This is a genomic window from Allobosea sp. 05T439, from assembly GCF_056396005.1.
On the sequence record NZ_JBFTKP010000016.1, the window covers coordinates 1 to 18016 of the forward strand.

Annotated in this window: 15 protein-coding genes; 10 read left to right on the forward strand and 5 right to left on the reverse strand. The window is 65.4% G+C overall.

The window, feature by feature from the left end:
* From AC1DIO_RS19145 to AC1DIO_RS19165, 5 genes are all read left to right on the forward strand, one after another.
* Positions 1-174: aldehyde dehydrogenase family protein (locus AC1DIO_RS19145; RefSeq protein ID WP_476853973.1), on the forward strand; the 174-nt coding region annotated here is incomplete at its 5' end.
* 102 nt (positions 175-276) lie between these two features.
* Entirely contained in the window at positions 277-1296 is a 1020-nt protein-coding gene (locus AC1DIO_RS19150) for a putative 2-aminoethylphosphonate ABC transporter substrate-binding protein (RefSeq protein ID WP_441509085.1), read from the forward strand.
* Between the two features lie 156 nt (positions 1297-1452).
* Entirely contained in the window at positions 1453-2544 is a 1092-nt protein-coding gene (locus AC1DIO_RS19155) for a putative 2-aminoethylphosphonate ABC transporter ATP-binding protein (RefSeq protein WP_441491356.1), read from the forward strand.
* Positions 2541-4256 (forward strand): putative 2-aminoethylphosphonate ABC transporter permease subunit, encoded by a 1716-nt coding sequence (locus AC1DIO_RS19160; protein ID WP_476853903.1) that lies wholly within the window; start codon positions 2541-2543, stop codon positions 4254-4256. Before AC1DIO_RS19155 ends, AC1DIO_RS19160 begins: the two co-directional genes overlap by 4 nt.
* Positions 4257-4441: 185 nt before the next feature.
* The gene (locus tag AC1DIO_RS19165) at positions 4442-6106 is read left to right on the forward strand and encodes a Na/Pi cotransporter family protein (RefSeq protein ID WP_441509088.1); all 1665 of its coding nucleotides are present in this window, start codon (positions 4442-4444) and stop codon (positions 6104-6106) included.
* 337 nt (positions 6107-6443) lie between these two features.
* Here AC1DIO_RS19165 and purU read toward each other — a convergent pair whose 3' ends face one another.
* The 3 genes from purU to AC1DIO_RS19180 form a co-directional block, all read right to left on the reverse strand.
* Positions 6444-7346: a formyltetrahydrofolate deformylase gene (gene purU / locus AC1DIO_RS19170; protein WP_476853904.1), complete on the reverse strand. Its 903-nt coding sequence runs from the start codon at positions 7344-7346 to the stop codon at positions 6444-6446.
* 4 nt (positions 7347-7350) lie between these two features.
* Entirely contained in the window at positions 7351-9780 is a 2430-nt protein-coding gene (locus AC1DIO_RS19175; protein WP_476853905.1) for a GcvT family protein, read from the reverse strand.
* A gap of 73 nt (positions 9781-9853) precedes the next feature.
* On the reverse strand, positions 9854-10624 hold the full coding sequence (locus AC1DIO_RS19180) for a DeoR/GlpR family DNA-binding transcription regulator (RefSeq protein WP_441507400.1): 771 nt from the start codon (positions 10622-10624) through the stop codon (positions 9854-9856).
* Positions 10625-11097: 473 nt separating this feature from the next.
* On the opposite strand from AC1DIO_RS19180, the gene AC1DIO_RS19185 reads away from it, so the two are divergent.
* From AC1DIO_RS19185 to AC1DIO_RS19195, 3 genes are all read left to right on the forward strand, one after another.
* Complete coding sequence (locus AC1DIO_RS19185; RefSeq protein ID WP_476853906.1) at positions 11098-12042, forward strand: ABC transporter permease; 945 nt, start codon at positions 11098-11100, stop codon at positions 12040-12042.
* Complete coding sequence (locus tag AC1DIO_RS19190; RefSeq protein WP_441507398.1) at positions 12039-12908, forward strand: ABC transporter permease; 870 nt, start codon at positions 12039-12041, stop codon at positions 12906-12908. The genes AC1DIO_RS19185 and AC1DIO_RS19190 overlap by 4 nt, the downstream gene beginning before the upstream one ends.
* A gap of 74 nt (positions 12909-12982) precedes the next feature.
* Positions 12983-14542, forward strand: coding sequence for an ABC transporter substrate-binding protein (locus AC1DIO_RS19195; RefSeq protein WP_476775934.1), 1560 nt, complete (start codon positions 12983-12985; stop codon positions 14540-14542).
* Here the strand turns inward: AC1DIO_RS19195 and AC1DIO_RS19200 are convergent.
* The gene (locus tag AC1DIO_RS19200; protein ID WP_441507396.1) at positions 14520-15446 is read right to left on the reverse strand and encodes a LysR substrate-binding domain-containing protein; all 927 of its coding nucleotides are present in this window, start codon (positions 15444-15446) and stop codon (positions 14520-14522) included. The genes AC1DIO_RS19195 and AC1DIO_RS19200 overlap by 23 nt on opposite strands.
* A 211-nt stretch (positions 15447-15657) precedes the next feature.
* Between AC1DIO_RS19200 and AC1DIO_RS19205 the strand changes: the two genes are divergently transcribed.
* Positions 15658-16725 carry an NAD/NADP octopine/nopaline dehydrogenase family protein gene (locus AC1DIO_RS19205; RefSeq protein WP_476853907.1) on the forward strand — a complete coding sequence of 356 codons (1068 nt, stop codon included), beginning with the start codon at positions 15658-15660 and terminating at the stop codon, positions 16723-16725.
* A 203-nt stretch (positions 16726-16928) separates the two neighbouring features.
* On the opposite strand, the gene AC1DIO_RS19210 is transcribed toward AC1DIO_RS19205, so the two are convergent.
* Positions 16929-17267 carry a carboxymuconolactone decarboxylase family protein gene (locus AC1DIO_RS19210; RefSeq protein WP_441507394.1) on the reverse strand — a complete coding sequence of 113 codons (339 nt, stop codon included), beginning with the start codon at positions 17265-17267 and terminating at the stop codon, positions 16929-16931.
* A gap of 147 nt (positions 17268-17414) precedes the next feature.
* On the opposite strand from AC1DIO_RS19210, the gene AC1DIO_RS19215 reads away from it, so the two are divergent.
* Positions 17415-17648 carry a TRIC cation channel family protein gene (locus AC1DIO_RS19215; protein ID WP_476775936.1) on the forward strand — a complete coding sequence of 78 codons (234 nt, stop codon included), beginning with the start codon at positions 17415-17417 and terminating at the stop codon, positions 17646-17648.
* Positions 17649-18016 lie beyond the last annotated feature (368 nt).

Here is an 18016-nt window from a genome sequence, read left to right on the forward strand (position 1 = left end):
GTCGCGGAGCTCGAGGTCGGCACCGTCAACCTCTGGGAGGTTCCCGGCTACCGCATCGAGATGTCGCCCTTCGGCGGCATCAAGGATTCAGGCCTCGGCTACAAGGAGGGCGTCGTCGAAGCCATGAAGAGCTTCACCAACGTCAAGACCTGGTCCCTGCCCTGGACCGCATGACGAAGAAGACCAGCACAGGCGGAGCGATCCGCCTGTGTTTTACGATCTCAGGGGAAAACGCCGAAAGAGCGCTCTAATCGATCACCACGAGGGGATGAGAAGATGAAGAACTGGCTTGCTTCCTGCGTCATCGGGGCATTCGCGCTCGCACTGCCCGGCGTCGCCCTGGCGCAGAAGACGAAGGTAACGATCTACACAGCACTGGAGAACGACCAGCTCGGACCGTTCAAGGCCTCGATCGAGAAGGCCGTGCCGGACGCGGAGGTGGTCTGGGTCCGCGACTCCACCGGCGTCATCACCGCCCGCTTCCTGGCCGAAAAGGACAATCCGCGGGCGGATATGGTGATGGGGCTCGCGGCGTCCAGCCTGCTGATGTTCGAGAAGGCCGGGCTGCTGGAAACCTACAAGCCGGCCGGCGCCGATGCGCTGAAGCCGGTCTTCCGCGATCCCAACAGCCCCTATACTTGGACCGGCATGGACGCCTATCTCGGCGTCGTGTGCTACAATACGGCCGAGGCCAAGGGCGTGCCCGTGCCGGCCTCGTGGAAGGACCTGCTCAACCCGGCGTTCAAGGGCAAGATCGTGATGCCCCATCCGGCCTCCTCCGGCACCGGCTATCTGATGGTCGCCGGCTGGCTGCAGAGCATGGGCGAAGCCGAAGGCTGGAAGTTCATGGACGGGCTGCACGAGAATATCGGCGCCTATCTCCATTCCGGTTCCGCCCCTTGCGTCCAGGCAGCCCGCGGCGAGCGCACCATCGGTCTGGCGCTCGACATGCGCGGCGCCTCCGAGAAAACCAAGGGCGCACCGATCGAGGTCGTGATTCCGAAGGAGGGCGTGGGCTGGGAAATGGAAGCCAGCGCCATCGTCAAGGGCAGCAAGAACCTCGCCGTCTCCAAGAAGATCGCCGACTGGTCGACGACCAAGGCGGCGAACGAGCTCTACTCGCAGACCTACGCCATCGTGGCTGCACCGGGTGTCGAGAACAAGCCGGCCAACTATCCCGTCAATGCCGAGGCGGGGATGATCAAGAACGACCTGAGCTGGATGGCCGATAATCGCGAGCGCGTGCTCGCCGAATGGTCGAAGCGCTACGAGTCGAAGTCGGCGCCGAAGAACTGAGCCTTTGCCACGCCGCCGGCCCGCGCGAGCGGCCGGCGGCATGGTCTGTGCAAGACGCAAGTCCGTGCACGAAGCAAGTCCGTGCACCACGCAAGAGTGCGGCCTCGCCGTTGCCGGCGAGCCTGATCACTGCCTGTTCAGATGAAGGTCGGCATCATGTCCACGACTGCGCCCCCGTTCCTCTCGATCCGCGACCTCGCCAAGAATTACGGCGCGTTCCGGGCGTTGCACGATATCGATCTCGACATCCGCCGCGGCGAGTTCGTCTGCTTTCTCGGACCGTCGGGCTGCGGCAAGACGACATTGCTGCGGGCCATCGCCGGCCTCGACCAGCAGGATGGCGGCACCATCCTCATGGGCGGGCGCGACGTGTCGCGGGCCAGCCCGTCGGAGCGCGACTTCGGCATCGTCTTCCAGTCCTATGCGCTCTTCCCCAATCTCACCGTCACCGACAATATCGGCTACGGCCTGGTCAACCGGCGTCGCTCGTCTGCCGAGATCGCGCGCCGCGTCGAGGAGCTGCTGACGCTCGTCGGCCTGCCGGAGCAGGGCAAGAAATACCCGGTCCAGCTTTCGGGCGGCCAGCAGCAGCGCGTGGCGCTGGCGCGCGCGCTTGCCACCTCGCCGGAGCTGCTGCTGCTCGACGAACCGCTTTCGGCCCTCGACGCCAAGGTCAGGGTGCGCCTGCGCGACGAAATGCGCTCGCTGCAGCAGCGGCTCGGCGTGACCACGATCATGGTGACGCATGACCAGGAGGAGGCGCTCGCGATGGCCGACCGCATCGTCGTGATGCGGGACGGTGAGGTCGAGCAGATCGGCACGCCCGAAGAGATCTACCGGCGCCCCGCCACGCCCTTCGTCGCCGACTTCGTCGGGCACATGACCTTCATGGATGCGATCGTGACCGGGCCGGGCCGGGTCCGTGTCGACGAGCTCGACCTGCTCGTCGCCAATGCCACCCCCTTCGCCGTGGGGACGCCGGTGCGGCTGGCCATGCGACCGGAGGAGGTTCGCACCCGCAGCATCGGCGAGGATACGCCCAACCGCTTCGAGGCGCGGATCGGGGATCTGGCTTTCCTCGGCTCCTACTGCCGGGCGCATCTCGAGCCGACCAGCTCCCGTTCGACCCGGATCGCGGCCGATTTCTCGACCAATGCGATGCGCGATCTCGGCATCACGGCGGGACAGGTCTGCACCGTCGCTTTTCCGCCCGAGGCCCTGCATGTCTTTGCGGGGGGCGCACGATGAGCGACCTCGCACCACGGCTGACGATGATCGATGCGTCCGTGAAGGTATCGCCGGTGCGGATCAGCGAGCGCCATGTCGCCGGGGTCCTGATCGTCGCGCTCTGCGCGGTGCTGGTCCTGATCATCGCCCTGCCGCTCTGGGCGCTGCTCTCCAAGAGTCTCGAGGATACGCACGGGAACTTCGTCGGCCTGGCGAATTTCGTCAGCTATGCGACGACGCCGACGCTGTTCTTCTCGCTGCTCAACAGCCTCGCGGTCGCCAGCGCGACCACGGTCATCGTGGTGCCCCTCGCCTTCCTCTACGCCTATGCGCTGCGCCGCAGCTGCATTCCCGCCAAGGGCGTCTTCTATGCGGCGGCGATGATCCCTGTCTTCGCGCCGTCCCTGCTGTCGGGCCTCGCGCTGATCTATGTCTTCGGCAACCAGGGGCTGCTCAAGTCCTGGATGATGGGCGCCTCGCTCTACGGCCCGGTCGGCATCATCGCGGCGGAGACGCTCTACAGCTTTCCGCACGCCATGCTGATCCTCGTCACGGCGCTCGCCCTTTCGGACGGCCGGCTGCGCGAAGCGGCCGACGCGATGGGCACCTCGCGCTGGCGCATTTTCCGGACGATCACCCTTCCCGGCGCGCGCTACGGCGTGATCAGCGCGGTCTTCGTCGTCTTCACGCTGGTCATCACCGATTTCGGCATTCCCAAGGTGATCGGCGGGCAGTTCAACGTGCTGGCGACCGACGCCTACAAGCAGGTCGTCGGCCAGCAGAATTTCCCGATGGGCGCCGTGGTCGGCATCATCCTGCTGGTGCCGGCGGTGCTGGCCTTCTTCGTCGACCGCGTGGTGCAGCGGCGCCAGGGCGCCATGCTCTCGGCCCGCGCCGTTCCCTATGTGCCGCGCCCTGACCGGCGCCGCGATCTCGCCCTGCTCAGCTTCGTCGGCGTGATCGCCTTCGCGATCGTCAGCCCCTACGCGATCGCCTTCTGGGGCTCCTTCGTCAAGTATTGGCCCTACAACCTGTCCCTGACCTTGAGCAATTACAACTTCGCCGCGGTCGAGCCGGATGGCTGGAAGACCTATGCCAACTCGTTGCTGCTCGCGTCCCTGACGGCGGTGATCGGCACGGCACTGATCTTCACCGGCGCCTATCTGATCGAGAAGGTGAAGCTCTACCCGCGGCTGCGCGCCTTCGCCCAGTTCCTGGCCATGCTGCCGATGGCCGTGCCCGGCCTGGTGCTCGGCCTGGGCTATGTCTTCTTCTTCAATGCGGGCTGGAATCCGCTCGGCTTCCTGTACGGGACGCTGACGATCCTCGTGATCAACACCATCGCCCATTTCTACACGGTCGGGCACATCACGGCGCTGACGAGCCTGAAGCAGCTCGACAGCGAGTTCGAGTCGGTTTCCGCCTCGCTCAAGGTGCCGTTCTGGTCGACGTTCCGCCGGGTGACGGCGCCGATCTGCATGCCGGCTATCCTCGACATCGCGGTCTATGTCTTCGTCAACGCATTGACCACGGTCTCCGCCGTGATCTTCCTCTATGGCGCCGACACCAAGCTCGCCTCGATCGCGATCGTCCATATGGATGAGGCCGGCGCCATGGCGTCGGCGGCGGGCATGGCAAGCATCATCATGTTCACGGCCATTGCCGTGAAACTCGCCCATGCCGGCCTCGACCGCCTGGTCTTCGGCCGCCTGCAGCACTGGCGGCAACGCTAGATCATCGGGCCGGATATCGTATCCGGTCCGATGATCCAGCCTTCTGTGGCGCATCGGCTTTCCCGAAAACAGCAATCCACTTTTCGGGCMGATGATCCAGCCTTTCTGTGTTCGCATCGGCCTTCCCGAAAACTGCAATCCACTTTTCGGGCCGATGGTTTAGCGGCGCGCGGGAGAACGTGATCATGGCAGCGCAGACGCCAACCCAGATCCTGCTCGCGCTCGCCGGCGAGGTCGCCCTGCTGCTCTGGAGCGTGCAGTTGGTGACGGCAGGCGTTTCGGCCGCCTTCGGCAGCCGCTTGCGCGCGTTGCTGGCGACAGGTCTCGACAGTCGCTGGCGGGCCTTCGGCGCGGGTCTCATGGTGACGGCCGGCCTGCAATCCAGCACGGCGACCGCGATGATGATCGCCTCGTTCTCCGGCGCCGGTTTGATCGCGCTGGCGCCGGCCCTGGCGATGATGCTCGGCGCCAATGTCGGGACGACGCTGATCGTCCAGTTCGTCGGCTTCGACACCAGCATGATGGTGCCGCTCCTGCTCCTCGTCGGCTATCTCGGCATGCGCCGCTTCGGCCGGTTGGCCGCCAATGAAATGGCGAAGGCGCTGTTCGGGCTGGGCCTGATGCTGCTGTCGCTTCGCCTGATGCAGGCCACCATGGCGCCGGTCGAGCACTCGCAGGTGCTGCGCGCGGTTCTCGGCGCGCTCTCGGGCGATCCGCTGATCGCCCTGCTCCTGGCCGCGGTGCTCAGCTTTGCCGCCCATTCCTCGCTTGCGGCGATTCTGGTCGTGATGAGCCTTGCCGCGACCGGGGTCGTGGGAACCCAGACCATGCTGGCGATGGTGATGGGCTGCAATCTCGGCACGGCGCTCAATCCCCTGGTTCAGGCCATGAACGGGAATGCCGCGGCCAGGCGCGTGCCGGTGGGCAACCTCGCCAACCGCATCCTGGGCTGCACGGCCGGCCTGCTGCTTCTGCCCGTGCTGACACCGGTCGTGGAGCGGTTCGCGAGCCATCCGGCGCAATCGGCGGCGCTGTTCCACCTTGCCTTCAACATCGTGATGGCTGTGCTCTTCCTTGTCCCGCTGCCGGCTTTCGCGGGCATTCTGACACGCCTGCTGCCCGATCCCGCGCCGGAAGCCGACCCCTCGCGCCCGCGCTATCTCGATGCCGCAGCGCTCACCACGCCGACGCTCGCGCTCGCCAATGCGACCCGCGAGGTGCTGCATATGGCCGATGTCGTCGACGGGATGCTGAAGACGTCGCTGATGGCGTTCGAGGGCGACGATCCGGCCCGGGTGGCCGAGGTCAGCCGTGCCGACGACGTGCTCGACAACCTCTATAACCAGATCCAGCTCTATGTCGGCGCGATCGCGCATGAGACGCTGTCGCAATCCGACGAGCACCGGCTCTCGGAGGTGCTGACATTGGCGATCAATCTCGAGCATATCGGCGACATCATCGAGAAGAACCTGATGCAGATGGCCGGCAAGCGCATCCGCGACCAGCGCCGGTTGCCCGAGGACGCGCTTGCCCGCATCGCCGATACCCATGACCGGTTGCGCGATCACCTGCGCCTGGCGCTCACGGTCTTCATCTCGCAGGACGAAGCCACCGCGCGCCGGATCGTGCGCGAGAAGGAAACCTTCCGCGAACTGGAGCGGGAAGCGATCGAGGCCCATCTCGCCGAGATGCGCACCGGCAGCCGCGAAGCGGTGATCGTCAGCGCGCTCCAGCTTGATATCGCGCGCGATCTGAAGCGCATCGACGCCCATATCGCCGCCACCGTGCACGGACTTCTCGAACAGCGGGGAGCCCTGATGGGAAGCCGCCTGATGCGGGCGGCCGAGTGAGCGCACTTGCGGCTTGCCCACTCTTCGGGTGCGATGAAATCATCCTGCTCCCGCACTCCACCGTGTTCACCAGCAGCATGGTGACCGTTACCGGACCGCCGACGCCCGGAACGGGCGTGATGGGGGGCTCCTGGAGCAATGCCACCAAGACTGCGTCGCGGCTTTGCCTCCGGAATTGCGTGAAGACAAAGGGCTAAGGGATTGCAGGTGAATCCGATTTTCACCGGAAACGCTCTAGATCATCGGACCGGACATCGTATCCAGCCCGATGATCTAACCCTTTGTCTTTGCATCGGCTTTGCCCCGAAAACCGCAATCCACCTTTCGGGCCGACGCTCTAGCGAAAAATGACGGTCCGCCGGCCGGCCAGCATCACCCGCCGCTCGATATGCAGGCGCAGCGCACGCGCCAGGACGACCGCCTCGATGTCGCGCCCGACGCTGACGAGATCGTCGGGAGCCAGCGAATGATCGGCGCGCGCGACGTCCTGGTCGATGATCGGGCCTTCGTCGAGATCCGGGGTGACGTAATGGGCCGTCGCGCCGATCAGCTTCACGCCGCGATCATAGGCCTGATGGTAGGGCTTGGCGCCCTTGAAGCTCGGCAGGAAGGAATGGTGGATGTTGATCGCCCGTCCGTCGAGCGCGCGGCAGAGATCGTTGGAGAGCACCTGCATATAGCGGGCGAGCACGACCAGCGACGCATCGGTCTGCGCCACCAACTCCAGCAGCCTTGCCTCCTGCTCTGCCTTGGTCTCCGCCGTGACCGGCAGATAGTGGAACGGGATGCCGTAATTCTGCGCCAGCGGCTCGAAATCCCGGTGGTTCGAGACGATCGCGGGAATCGTGATGTTGAGGTTCCCCGTCGCCTGGCGGAAGAGCAGGTCGTTCAGGCAATGGCCGAAGCGTGACACCATCAGCAGGACGCGGGCCGGACGGGCCGTATCGACCGCGTCCCAGCTCATCTGGAAGGTGCCGGCCACGCCGTCGAACTCACGCCGGAACGCCGTGTCGTCGAAGCGGTCGCCGGCGGCGAAGGCGACGCGCATGAAGAAGCGAGCGTCGCGCGGATCGCTGAACTGCGCGCTTTCCAGGATGTTGCAGCCGTGCCGATAGAGCACGCCGCTGACGGCATGCACGATTCCCGGCCGATCCTCGCAGGCGAGGTTGAGGACACGGGCTGGCTTGCGCAGGACGATATCCCTGGGAATGGCGGGGGCGAGCGGCGTGAGATCGGTCATCCCTTCAGGCTCCGCGCGCCTGCCCGCGGTCGAGCGGTGCGGCGAGGCTCGCCGTCACGGGGATCGCCGTGCCCGCGAGATCGATCGTCCAGTTGCGCGCGTCGAGCCAGGCCTGGTCGATCGGCTCGTGACTTTGGGCCCAGCCGAGTGCGACGATTCCGCCGAGGGTTGCGCCGAAGGCCGCGGAGGTGATCTCGCCGACCGGCCTGCCATCGGCCAGGATCGCCTCGCCGCCCCAGGCCATCTGACCGTTCGGACGGGGGCCGACAAGCGCGACCAGCCGCTTGGTGCGCGGCGCCGCGCGGGCAATGGTGAGGGCGTCGCGGCCGATGAAATCGCCCTTGTTCAGCTTCACCGCGAAGCCGAGGCCGGCCTCGTAGGGATTGATGTCGGGCGTCAGCTCGCGTCCCCAGGCGCGGAAGCCCTTCTCGATGCGCAGCGAGTCGACCGCATAGTATCCGACATCGACAAGCCCGAGATCGGCGCCGGCCTCGTGCAGCAGATCGTAGATCGCGGCTGCGAATTCCGCGGGCACGTAGAGTTCGAAGCCCTCCCCCAGATAGGAGCGGCGGCAAGCCCAGGTCGTGGCATAGCCGATGGTGATCTGCCGGATCGCGTTGGCGGGGAAATCGACGGGATCGAAGGAGACGGGCGAGACGCGAGCGAGGATCTCGACGACCTTCGGGCCGGCCAGCGAGAGCACGGCATAGGCCGATGTCACGTCCGTCAGCGTCGCTCCCTCCGGGAGCTGGCGCCTGATCCAGTGCGCGTCGCGCGTCGCCTGGGCGGTGCCGGTCAGGAGCAGGTAGGTGTCGGGCGCGATGCGGGCGGCCGTGAGGTCGCTCTCGAAGGTGCCGCGCGCATTGAGCAAGGCCGTGTAGACCGAGCTGCCCACGGGAACCGCGACATCGTTGGCGGAGAGGCGCTGCAAGGCCGCTTCGGCCTGCGGACCCTGCAGCAGGAATTTGGCGAAGCTGCTCATGTCCACAAGCCCCGCCGTCTCGCGGCAGGCTCGATGCTCCGCGGCGACCGTTTCGAACCAGTTCTGCTGCCCGAAGGAATAGCTGATCCTGCGCTCATCCTCGGTGCGGGCGAAATAATTCGCGCGTTCCCACCCCATCTTGGAGCCGAAGACAGCCTGTTTGGCGGCCAGGCGCTCATAGAGCGGCGAGCGGCGGAAGGGCCTTGCGGTATCGAGTTCGCGGTTCGGCCAGGGCATGGCGTAGTGAAGGCCAAGCGTCTCCTTGATGCGATCCTTCAGCCAGGCCGGATTGTTGTTGAAGCTCGCGAACCGGCGAATGTCGACGGGCCAGAGATCGCTCGTGGCCTCGCCCGCGACGATCCATTCGGCCAGCGCGCTGCCGGCGCCGCCGGCAGAGGCGATCCCCATCGAGTTGAAGCCGGCGCCGATATAGACACCCGCCACTTCCGGAGCCTCGCCCAGAAGGAAATTGTTGTCCGGCGTGAAGCTCTCGGGACCGTTGAGGAAGGTCTTGATCTCGGCCGTCTCCAGGGCCGGCACGCGCTGCAGCGCGTTTTCCATCAGGATGGCGAACTGGTCCCAGTCATCGGGCAGGAGCTGGAACTCGAACGGATAGGGGATGCCGTCCATGCCCCAGGGTTTCGCGTCGGGCTCGAAGCCGCCCATCACCAGGCCGCCGACCTCCTCCTTGTAGTAGGTGTAGCCATCGGGATCGCGCATCACCGGCAGGTCCGGCGTCACGCCCTCGATTTTGCCGGTGACGATGTACATGTGCTCGGCCGAATGCAGTGGCACGGACACGCCGCACATCTGCCCGACCGCGCGTGACCATTGTCCCGCGCAGATGACCAGGACCTCGCATTCGACCCGGCCCTGATCGGTCTGCACCGCCCTCACCCGGCCCTTCTCCGTCTCGATGCCGGTCACGCGGATCCCCTCGCGCACGATTGCGCCGCGGCTACGGGCGCCGCGCGCCAGCGCCTGGGTGATGTCGGACGGGTTCGCCTTGCCGTCGCCGGGGAGCCAGACGCCGCCGACGAGATCGTCGGTGCGCATCACCRGCCATTTCTCGCCGGCCTCCTTCGGGCTCAGCTCCTCGATCTCCACGCCTTGAGCGCGCGCCGCCGAAATGGTCCGGCGCAGCTGTGTCATGCGTTCGGGCGTGCGAGCGACCGAAACCGAGCCGCAGCGTTTCCAGCCGGTGGCGAGCTCGGTCTCCTGCTCGAGCGAAGCGTAGAGCTCGGTGGAATAGCGGATCAGGCGCGTCATGCTCGACTGGCTGCGCAGCTGCCCGACCAGGCCGGCCGCGTGCCAGGTGGTGCCCGAGGACAGGCGCCCCTGCTCGAGCAGGAGCACATCGCGCCAGCCGAGCTTGGTCAGATGATAGGCGACGGAGCAGCCGACGATACCGCCGCCGATGATGATGACACGAGAGTGGGTGGGAATGGACATGAGCGCCTCCGCGATGGAGGCAGCCTAGCAGGCAAAATCCACAAAACAACAAAAAACCACAAAACGGGCAAAATCAGGAAACGAGCAGGCGCACTCCGTTCCTGGTCAGGTTCGCCGCGATCGGGTCCGGCGGAAGCCGGTCGACCAGCAGTCCCGCGCAAGCCTCGTCGCCGCCGATCCGGCTGGGAAGGACGAGGCCGAACTTGCTGCTGTCGGCCATCAGGAAGCCTTGCTCCGCCGCGTTCAGGAGAGCGCTTCGGATGGCCGCTCCGGCGCGCGTGTAGTCGGTCAGCCGCCCTTCCATGTCGACACCGCCAACGCTGACGAAGGAGACATCCGCCGAAAGGCGCCCGATCGCCCGCAGGGCCTCCGTGCCCGAGGTCGCATCCTCGTTGGGGTCGAATTCGCCACCGATCAGGAAGACGCGGGCGCCCGGCAGCCGGCTGGCCAGCCGCGCATTCTCGAGCGAGGTGGTATGCACGACCAGCCGCTTCCGGTCCGACCGCGCCAGCGCGCGCACCACGGCCTCGGTCGTGGTGCCGGAATCGAGCAGAATGGTCATGCCGTCGCCCAGCATGGAGGCGGCGAGCATGGCGATCAGGTCCTTGCCTGCGCGGTTCACGGTCCGGCGGCTGGCGAAGGAGGCTTCCGAACGCTCGGCCCGGATCGCTCCGCCATGAACGACAGCGAGCAGCCCCTCGGCCGACAAGGCCTTGAGGTCGCGCCGGATCGTCTCGCGGGAGACGTCGAGCGACAGGGCCAGTTCCTCGACGCTGATCGATTCCTGTCGTTCGAGACTGTCGAGGATGATGCGATGCCGTCGCGCAGCGATGTCGCGGGTCATGGAAACGGAGCCAAAAATCCTGGTCGGCGGAAGAAGCCGTCCCAATCTGCCACATGTCGTCGATTCGCGCTTGGCAATCGAACGGGGATGGCCGGGTTCCACTGTGGCCCGGCCGGACACGCTGAATCACGATCCGGCTGATGTGGAGAGTGGCCGCCAAGGCAGAAGACACCGCGCGGATGCCATAGCTTTGCAGAATGGCTTAGGCAGAAAAACGACTTTGACGAATAATCGACTCCCCTCCAAAGTTCGCTGACACGGTGCAAGCTCAGGTATGGATCGATTTTGGAACCGCTGATCACGAACGGGCATGCGCCAAGGGCGTGTTCTTCCCGATGGGCCGGGCCGCTAAGCCTCATGCATTTTCCGGGCACCATCGGAGCGATTCAAGACGTGGCCTTGCTCTCGCGACCGGGGCGCGGACCGCTGTTTTCCACCAGGTCGCAGCCTTCGACCGAGATCGATCCATCGCCATGACGGGCTTCGTCCTCAGGCGCCTGCTGTTCGCCATCCCGACGTTGCTGGTCATGTTGACGGCGATCTTCGTCCTCGTCCGGATGGTTCCCGGCGATGCCGCGCAGGTCGTTCTCGGCGACCAGGCCAGTGCGGCCTCGCTCGCCGCGCTCCGGGCGAAGCTCGGTCTCGACCAGCCGGTCTACGTCCAATACGTCTCGTTCCTGCTTAACGTCGCCCGCGGCGATCTCGGCCAGTCGTTGAGCAGCGGTCGCAGCGTCATCGAGGAAGTCAGGCAGGTGCTGCCGTCGACGATCGAGCTGACGGCAGCCGCGATCGTGATCGGCCTCCTCTTCGGCCTGCCTCTGGGCGTGGCGGCGGCACTGAGCCGCAACGGCTGGCTCGACTACGTCTCACGCGTCGTCTCGCTGATCGGCCTGTCCTTTCCCGCCTTCGTCTCCGGCATCCTGATGCTGATCGTATTCGCGATCCAGCTCGGCTGGTTCCCCGTGCTCGGCGGTTCCGGCGGCCGTCAGAGCTTCGCCGAGCACCTGCGGGGCCTGGCGCTGCCGGCGCTCAATCTCGGGTTGATCATGACCGCCTATGTCATGCGGGTGACGCGCGCTGCGATGCTGGGTGTCCTCACCGAGGATTACATCCGCACCGCCCGCGCCAAAGGAGTCGGCCCGGTCCGGCTCGTCGCCCGGCACGCGCTGCGCAACAGCCTGATCCCGATCATCACCGTGGTCGGTCTCTATTTCGGCACCCTGATCGGCAATTCGGTCCTGACCGAGATCATCTTCAACCGCCCCGGGCTGGGGAAGCTGATCCTCGGCGCTCTCAACTCGCGCGACTACACGCTGCTTCAGGGGCTGATGATCATCTTCGCCATCTGCGTCATCGCCGTGAACACGCTGACGGACCTGGCCTATGGCCTCGTCGATCCCAGGGTGAAATACTCATGAGCGCCGCTGCGGCTCCTTCCCTGGAAAGCAGGCCCGGCCGCCTGTGGCTGGCGCTCTCGCAGAACAGGCTGGCCTGGATCGGGCTCGCCCTGCTGGCGCTGATCGTCCTGGTCGCGCTGCTCGCCCCCTGGCTCGCGCCTTACGACCCGCTCGAACAGAACATCGCCGCCCGCCTCGAACCGCCCTCCGCCGAATACTGGCTCGGCACCGACAGCTTTGGCCGCGATGTCCTGTCCCGCCTGATCTACGGGGCAAGGGTCTCGCTCTTCGTCGGCTTCGCCGCGATCCTGGTCGCCATGCTGGTCGGGACGACGATCGGCGTGATTTCCGGCTATATCGGCGGCCTGTTCGATCAGATCGTGATGGGCGTGCTCGATGTCATGCTCGCCTTCCCGACCCTGCTGCTTGGCCTGATGATCGCCGCCATGCTGGGCGCCAGCCTGGAAAACCTGATCATCGCGATCGCGGTCACCGAGATCGCGCCCTTTGCCCGGGTCGCGCGGGCTCCGACCATCTCGCTGCGCGAGCGCGATTTCGTCGAGGCCTGCCGCTCCTATGGCTGCGGACCGGTCCGGATCATGACGCGCCATATCCTGCCGAACATGATGTCGGACGTGGTCGTGATGAGCTCGCTCTGGCTGGCGTCGGCGATCCGCACGGAGGCGTCCCTCAGCTTCATCGGGCTCGGCGTTCCCCCGCCCACCGCGACCTGGGGCGGCATGATCCGCGAGGGCTTCGAGAACATCCTCGACGCTTGGTGGCTCGCGGTGTTTCCGAGCCTGGCCATCCTGGTGACCGTGCTGGCGCTCAATCTGCTCGGCGACGCCCTGCGCGATGCCTCCGACCCACGGACCCAGTCCCGATGACCGAAGCCGCCACGCAGAAGAACCGCGCCCGGCGACCGGCGGCACCCATTGCAAGACCTAGGAGGACGACAGGAATGAAAGCCCGGATCATGGCCGTGACGCTGGCGACGGCCGCAGCCTTCTCGGTCGCGCCCTTGCAGGCCCCCTCTCAGGCCGCCGTGCTGCGCATCAGCCCCAACGGCACGGACATCGCGACGCTGGACCCGCACCGCGCCGTGTCGACGACGGATCAGTCCGTCGTCGCATGGATCTTCAACGGCCTGGTCCGCTTCAAGCCCGGCAGTGCGGACTCCGCCGATCTCGAACCCGACCTTGCCGAGCGCTGGGAGGCCTCGGACGACAAGACGGCCTGGACGTTCCACTTGCGCCGCAACGTCAAGTTCCATGGCGACTGGGGCGAGCTGACGGCCGACGACGTGGCCTTCTCGCTGAAACGCGCCGCCAGCCGCGACACCTCCACCTTCGCGGCAAGCCTCGCCAATATGGTCGGCGTCGAGGCCCTCGATAGCCATACAGTGAAGGTCACGCTGCGCGAGCCGGACGCGTCTTTCCTCAATCTGGTCAGCAATTATCGCGGCGGATACATCGTCAGCCGCAAGGCGGTCGAGGCGCTGGGCAACCGCTTCGCCACCAGCCCCGTCGGCACCGGGCCGTTCAGCTTCGTCGAGCACATCACGCAGCAGCGCGTGAAGCTCGCCGCCAACACGGCCTATTTCCGCGGCCAGCCGAAGATCGACGGCATCGACTACCGCTTCATCCCGTCCGACAGCAGCCGCGAACTGGCCTATTCCTCGGGCGAGCTCGACATCTTCTACGCCAAGCGCGAGCAGAAATGGGTCGATCAGGCCCGCCGTCGCGGTAATGTCGTCGTCGACATCTTCCGGCCTGGCGAATACCGCACCCTCCACATCAACCGCACGGTCGCGCCGCTGGACGACCTTCGCGTGCGGCAGGCACTCGCCCATGCCATCGACACGGCCCAGATCGAGCGCTTCGTCGGCGTCGATGTCGGCCCGCGCGGCTGCTCGGTCGTGCCGGACGGCTATCTCGGCTCGGATTGCTCCTATGGTGCCTACACGTTCGATCCGGCCAAGGCGGCCGCCCTGCTGAAGGAAGCGGGACATCCCAACGGCGTCACGATCCGGGCGACCACCTCCAACATCTCGGCCCATCTGCCGGCCATGGAGATCATCCAGGCCCAGTTGGCCAAGGTCGGCATCAAACTTGAGCTCAACGTGGTCGACCATCCGACCTATCACGACCAGATCCGCAAGAATGCGAGCGCCCTGGTCTTTTACGGCGCGGCCCGCTTCCCGGTGGCCGATACCTATCTGTCGGAATTCTACGCCTCGAAATCGGCGGTGGGCAAACCGACTGCGGTGGCCAATTTCTCCCATTGCGCGGTCGCCGATGCCGAGATCGACGCCGCGAGGCACGAGCCCGATCAGGCGAAGCAGATCGCCCTCTGGCATGAGGCGCAGCGCAAGATCCACGAGGATGTCTGCTCGGTGCCGATCAACGACATCCTCCAGGTCTGGGGGCGCAGCAGCAAGGTCGACTATGGCTATCCGCTCAAGGGCGCCTTGAACCTGTCGCTGCCGATCACCGAGGTCACGACCCTGGCAGAACGTTGAAGACCTCGCCCATCATGGCCGCGATCGCCTCCTGCGCAACGCGAAGGAAGGTCTCCACGAAGATCTTGTTTCGCGCCTCGCGTGGGTAACAGAGCCAAAGGTCGGTCTCGATCTTGAAGGAAAGGCGCCGGATCTCCACGCGGTCACGGACCGCGTGGGCGAACACCGGATCGAGGATCGAGATCCCCAGCCCCGAGGCGACGAGCTCGCAGATCGTGCCGGTCAGGTTCGCATCGGCAACGATACGGGGCTGGACGCGGTGCTCGGCCAGCCTGGCTTCGATCTGCACCCTCGTCTTGTTCTCCGACGCCAGGGCGATGAACGGAGTCCCCGCGATATCCTGAGGAGTGACGACATGCTTGCTGGCGAGGCTATGGCCGCGCGGCATGATGCAGACGAGCGGATGCGTCGTCAGCGGAACCGCATTCAGATACGGGTTCTCCATCGGCGCGCTGACGATGCCGACATCGATCTGCCGTCTGACGAGCCAGTCGATCACGACCTGCGAGCTGCGGCCCAGGATCGACACATAGGCGTCCGGATGCTTCGCGAGGAACCGGCTGGTGGCCTGCTGCGTCAGGTGGCCCGTCAAGGCCGGAAGCACGCCGACGGACAATTGGCCGATGTCTTCGCGCTGGATGGAATCGATGGCGCGCTCGATCTGCCGCAAGCCTGCGAAGGTCCTGTCGACCTCCTCGTAGAGGCGGATGCCCCTCTCCGAAGGGACCAGGCGCCCGCGCAGGCGCTCGAACAACTGCAGGCCCGCATCCTCTTCGAGATGGGAGATGAGCTTGCTGACGGAGGGCTGCGAGATGCCGAGGACATTGGCGGCCGCCGTCACCGATCCCGTCTCCACGACGGCCTTGAAGGCCTCGATTTGCCTGAGCTGCAGGGGCCGCTTCATCGCCTCGCCTCGTTGCCTTCCAGCGCTCCGTCMGGAGCGGGCCGGCGCGAATCCCTGCCGCCAGAAGAATGGGTTTCGGCTCTGAAGGTCAACGCCGAGGCTGGTTTCCACGCGGCTTGGGATCGCGCTGCCGATCTTCCATGCCCATCCGCGCCCGGCACAGGCATGGGCCGGGCCGTCTCGTTTCATTCGATCACATTGGAATAATCAGATGCGTGTCGCCATCATCGGCTCGGGCGGAATCGGGCGCGGCTATGCCGCCTACCTGTCGACCCATGGCCACCACCCCGTGCTCTTGTCGCCGAGCGGGGCGGCCCAGGCCGAATTCGCAGGGGCGGCGCTGCTGTCCGTGACGGGTAAGATCGAAGGGGAGTTTCCGCTCGCCGTGGCACGGAGCTGCGCCGAGGCCGTGGCCGGCGCGGATGCGGTGATCATCGCCGTGCAGGCCAACGGTTTCCGCAAGGTGTGCGATGCACTCGCGGCGCATCTGCGAGAAGGTCAGGCCGTCATCTTCAGCGCCCATTGCTCGTTTGCGGCGCTCTATCTGCATCGCCTGCTGGAGCAGCGCGGATTGGAGCTTCCGATCGCCGCCTGGGCGACCACGGCCCTGACCGCTCGGAAGAGCGGCCCCCGCAGCGTGCATGTCTCCGGCATCCGCAAGCGGCTGGACGTCGCCACCCTGCCCGTTCGGCATAGCGCAGCCGGACTGGCACTCTGCGAAGCACTGTTCGGGCATCGCTTCCAGCCGCGCGAGGACCTGCTGGCGATCATGCTCAGCAACCTCAATCCGCCCGCGCATATGGCCAACATGCTCGGCAATTTGACGCGGGCGGAACGCGGCGAGGACTGGCCGAATTACGGCTCGATCACCTCCGGGGTCGGGCGCATCATCGAGGCTCTCGACACTGAAAGGCTGGCCCTGGCCAACGCCTTCGGCCTCAGCGTGCGCAGCGTGCAGGAGCATTATGCGCTGTCCTTTGGCGTCGAGCCCGGCCCGGTCGGAGACATGGCTGCAGCGGTCTATCGCCTGCGGCCGGAGCTGGCCGGGCCCAAGACGCTCGATACGCGCTTCATCACCGAGGATGTGCCGTTCGGCCTGGTTCCCCTCGAATTCCTCGGTGCGATCTGCGGACTGCMCCTGCCGGTCCATCAAGCCGGGATTGCCCTGTTCGACGCAATCGCCGCTCGTGATTTCCGGGCCGAGAACGACCTCCTGCCGGCGCTCGGTCTCGCGGCGCTGAGCCCTGCAGAGCTGCACCATGAGCTTCGGAATGGCTAATTGTCCCGCCGGCATTCAAGACGTCCGCACCCGGTAAATTTCGGCAGCAGACAATACTGATGTCTGCCGCCGCCCCTGACTTGATTGGCCATTCTGCGAGTCGTCGCTTTTGAAATCGCCTTCAGTGCGATGCCCGTCTCGGCGAGCAACTTGAGCTTCTCAAGCTCCTCACGTGTCCAGGGTTCCGATTTTGGAAACCATCATTACCCCTCGGAATGACCCACCGAATTTGGCACGGCCTGATCAAAAGCTTCGAGCGCCACCGGTAGAGCTTGGATCACGATATTACCGACGGCGGGCATCCCTGCGAGAATCGCGCTGATCACCTCTTCTCTGCTCGCGCCGAACGCTTTCGCTTCGGCGACGTGGAAAGCAAGTCCGCTCTCCAAACGAACGGCTGCGAGAATGCCGATATAGACCAAGGCGGCCGTCTTCCGATCGAGCTGCGATGCCGCGCCGAGTTTTTGCACAGCCTCGAGCCACACGCTCTGATGCACCGGCGCTTCCTGGAGGAAGGTCTTGAAAGCGTTGCTGATCAGCATTGTATCGGTCACTCGCACTTGTCGTTCCGGGCCACTCCCGAAATACGCCATCTATAACTGCTGGTGCGGGATTCGCCCAAGAATTGCCGCAACCATCAGCGGCAATTGGCAATCCCCGCGCGGATGTTGGCCGATATCGGCGGGGGCATGACGCGCGACGTCCTTCTCGCTGAGATTCCACAGGTATTGCGATCGAATCTATATGCCGTTGCGGCACTCGCCGGCGCGTCCATCGTCGTCATCGGTGATCAAATTGGTTTTTCCCATGGCGCCTCGGCCCTGGCCGGAGCGGCTTTATGTCTCGGGCTTCGCTCCATGGCGATGAGACATGGTTGGCGGTTGCCGATTGCCACCTCTCCGCGCGAGGGCGCGCGACAATAGATGCCTCTGGAGATGAGAGAGGGTCGTGAACTTGCTGATGCCGAGAACTCAGCGTTTTAAAAAATAATATCGCCTTATAGAAGAATATTTTTGGATGACCTTTGCAATAGAAAGCGCCGCAGATCGACATCACGAGAGCATCGTCTCGTCAAATATCATTTGACGGGACGGTTATGACTTACTCACGTCCGATATCGGCTCCCTTGACTTCCCCACGGCGACATTCCACGTAGGTGATATGCGGATCGACGTCCTCACTCTTCACTTCGAGCGGGAGTGCCCCATCACAGGGGACTGACCCCGACCCGGCTGCGTCGCGGCCCGGTCCGGGCAGAGGCTGGCATTCCCGCGTACCGCGGGTTGCGCAG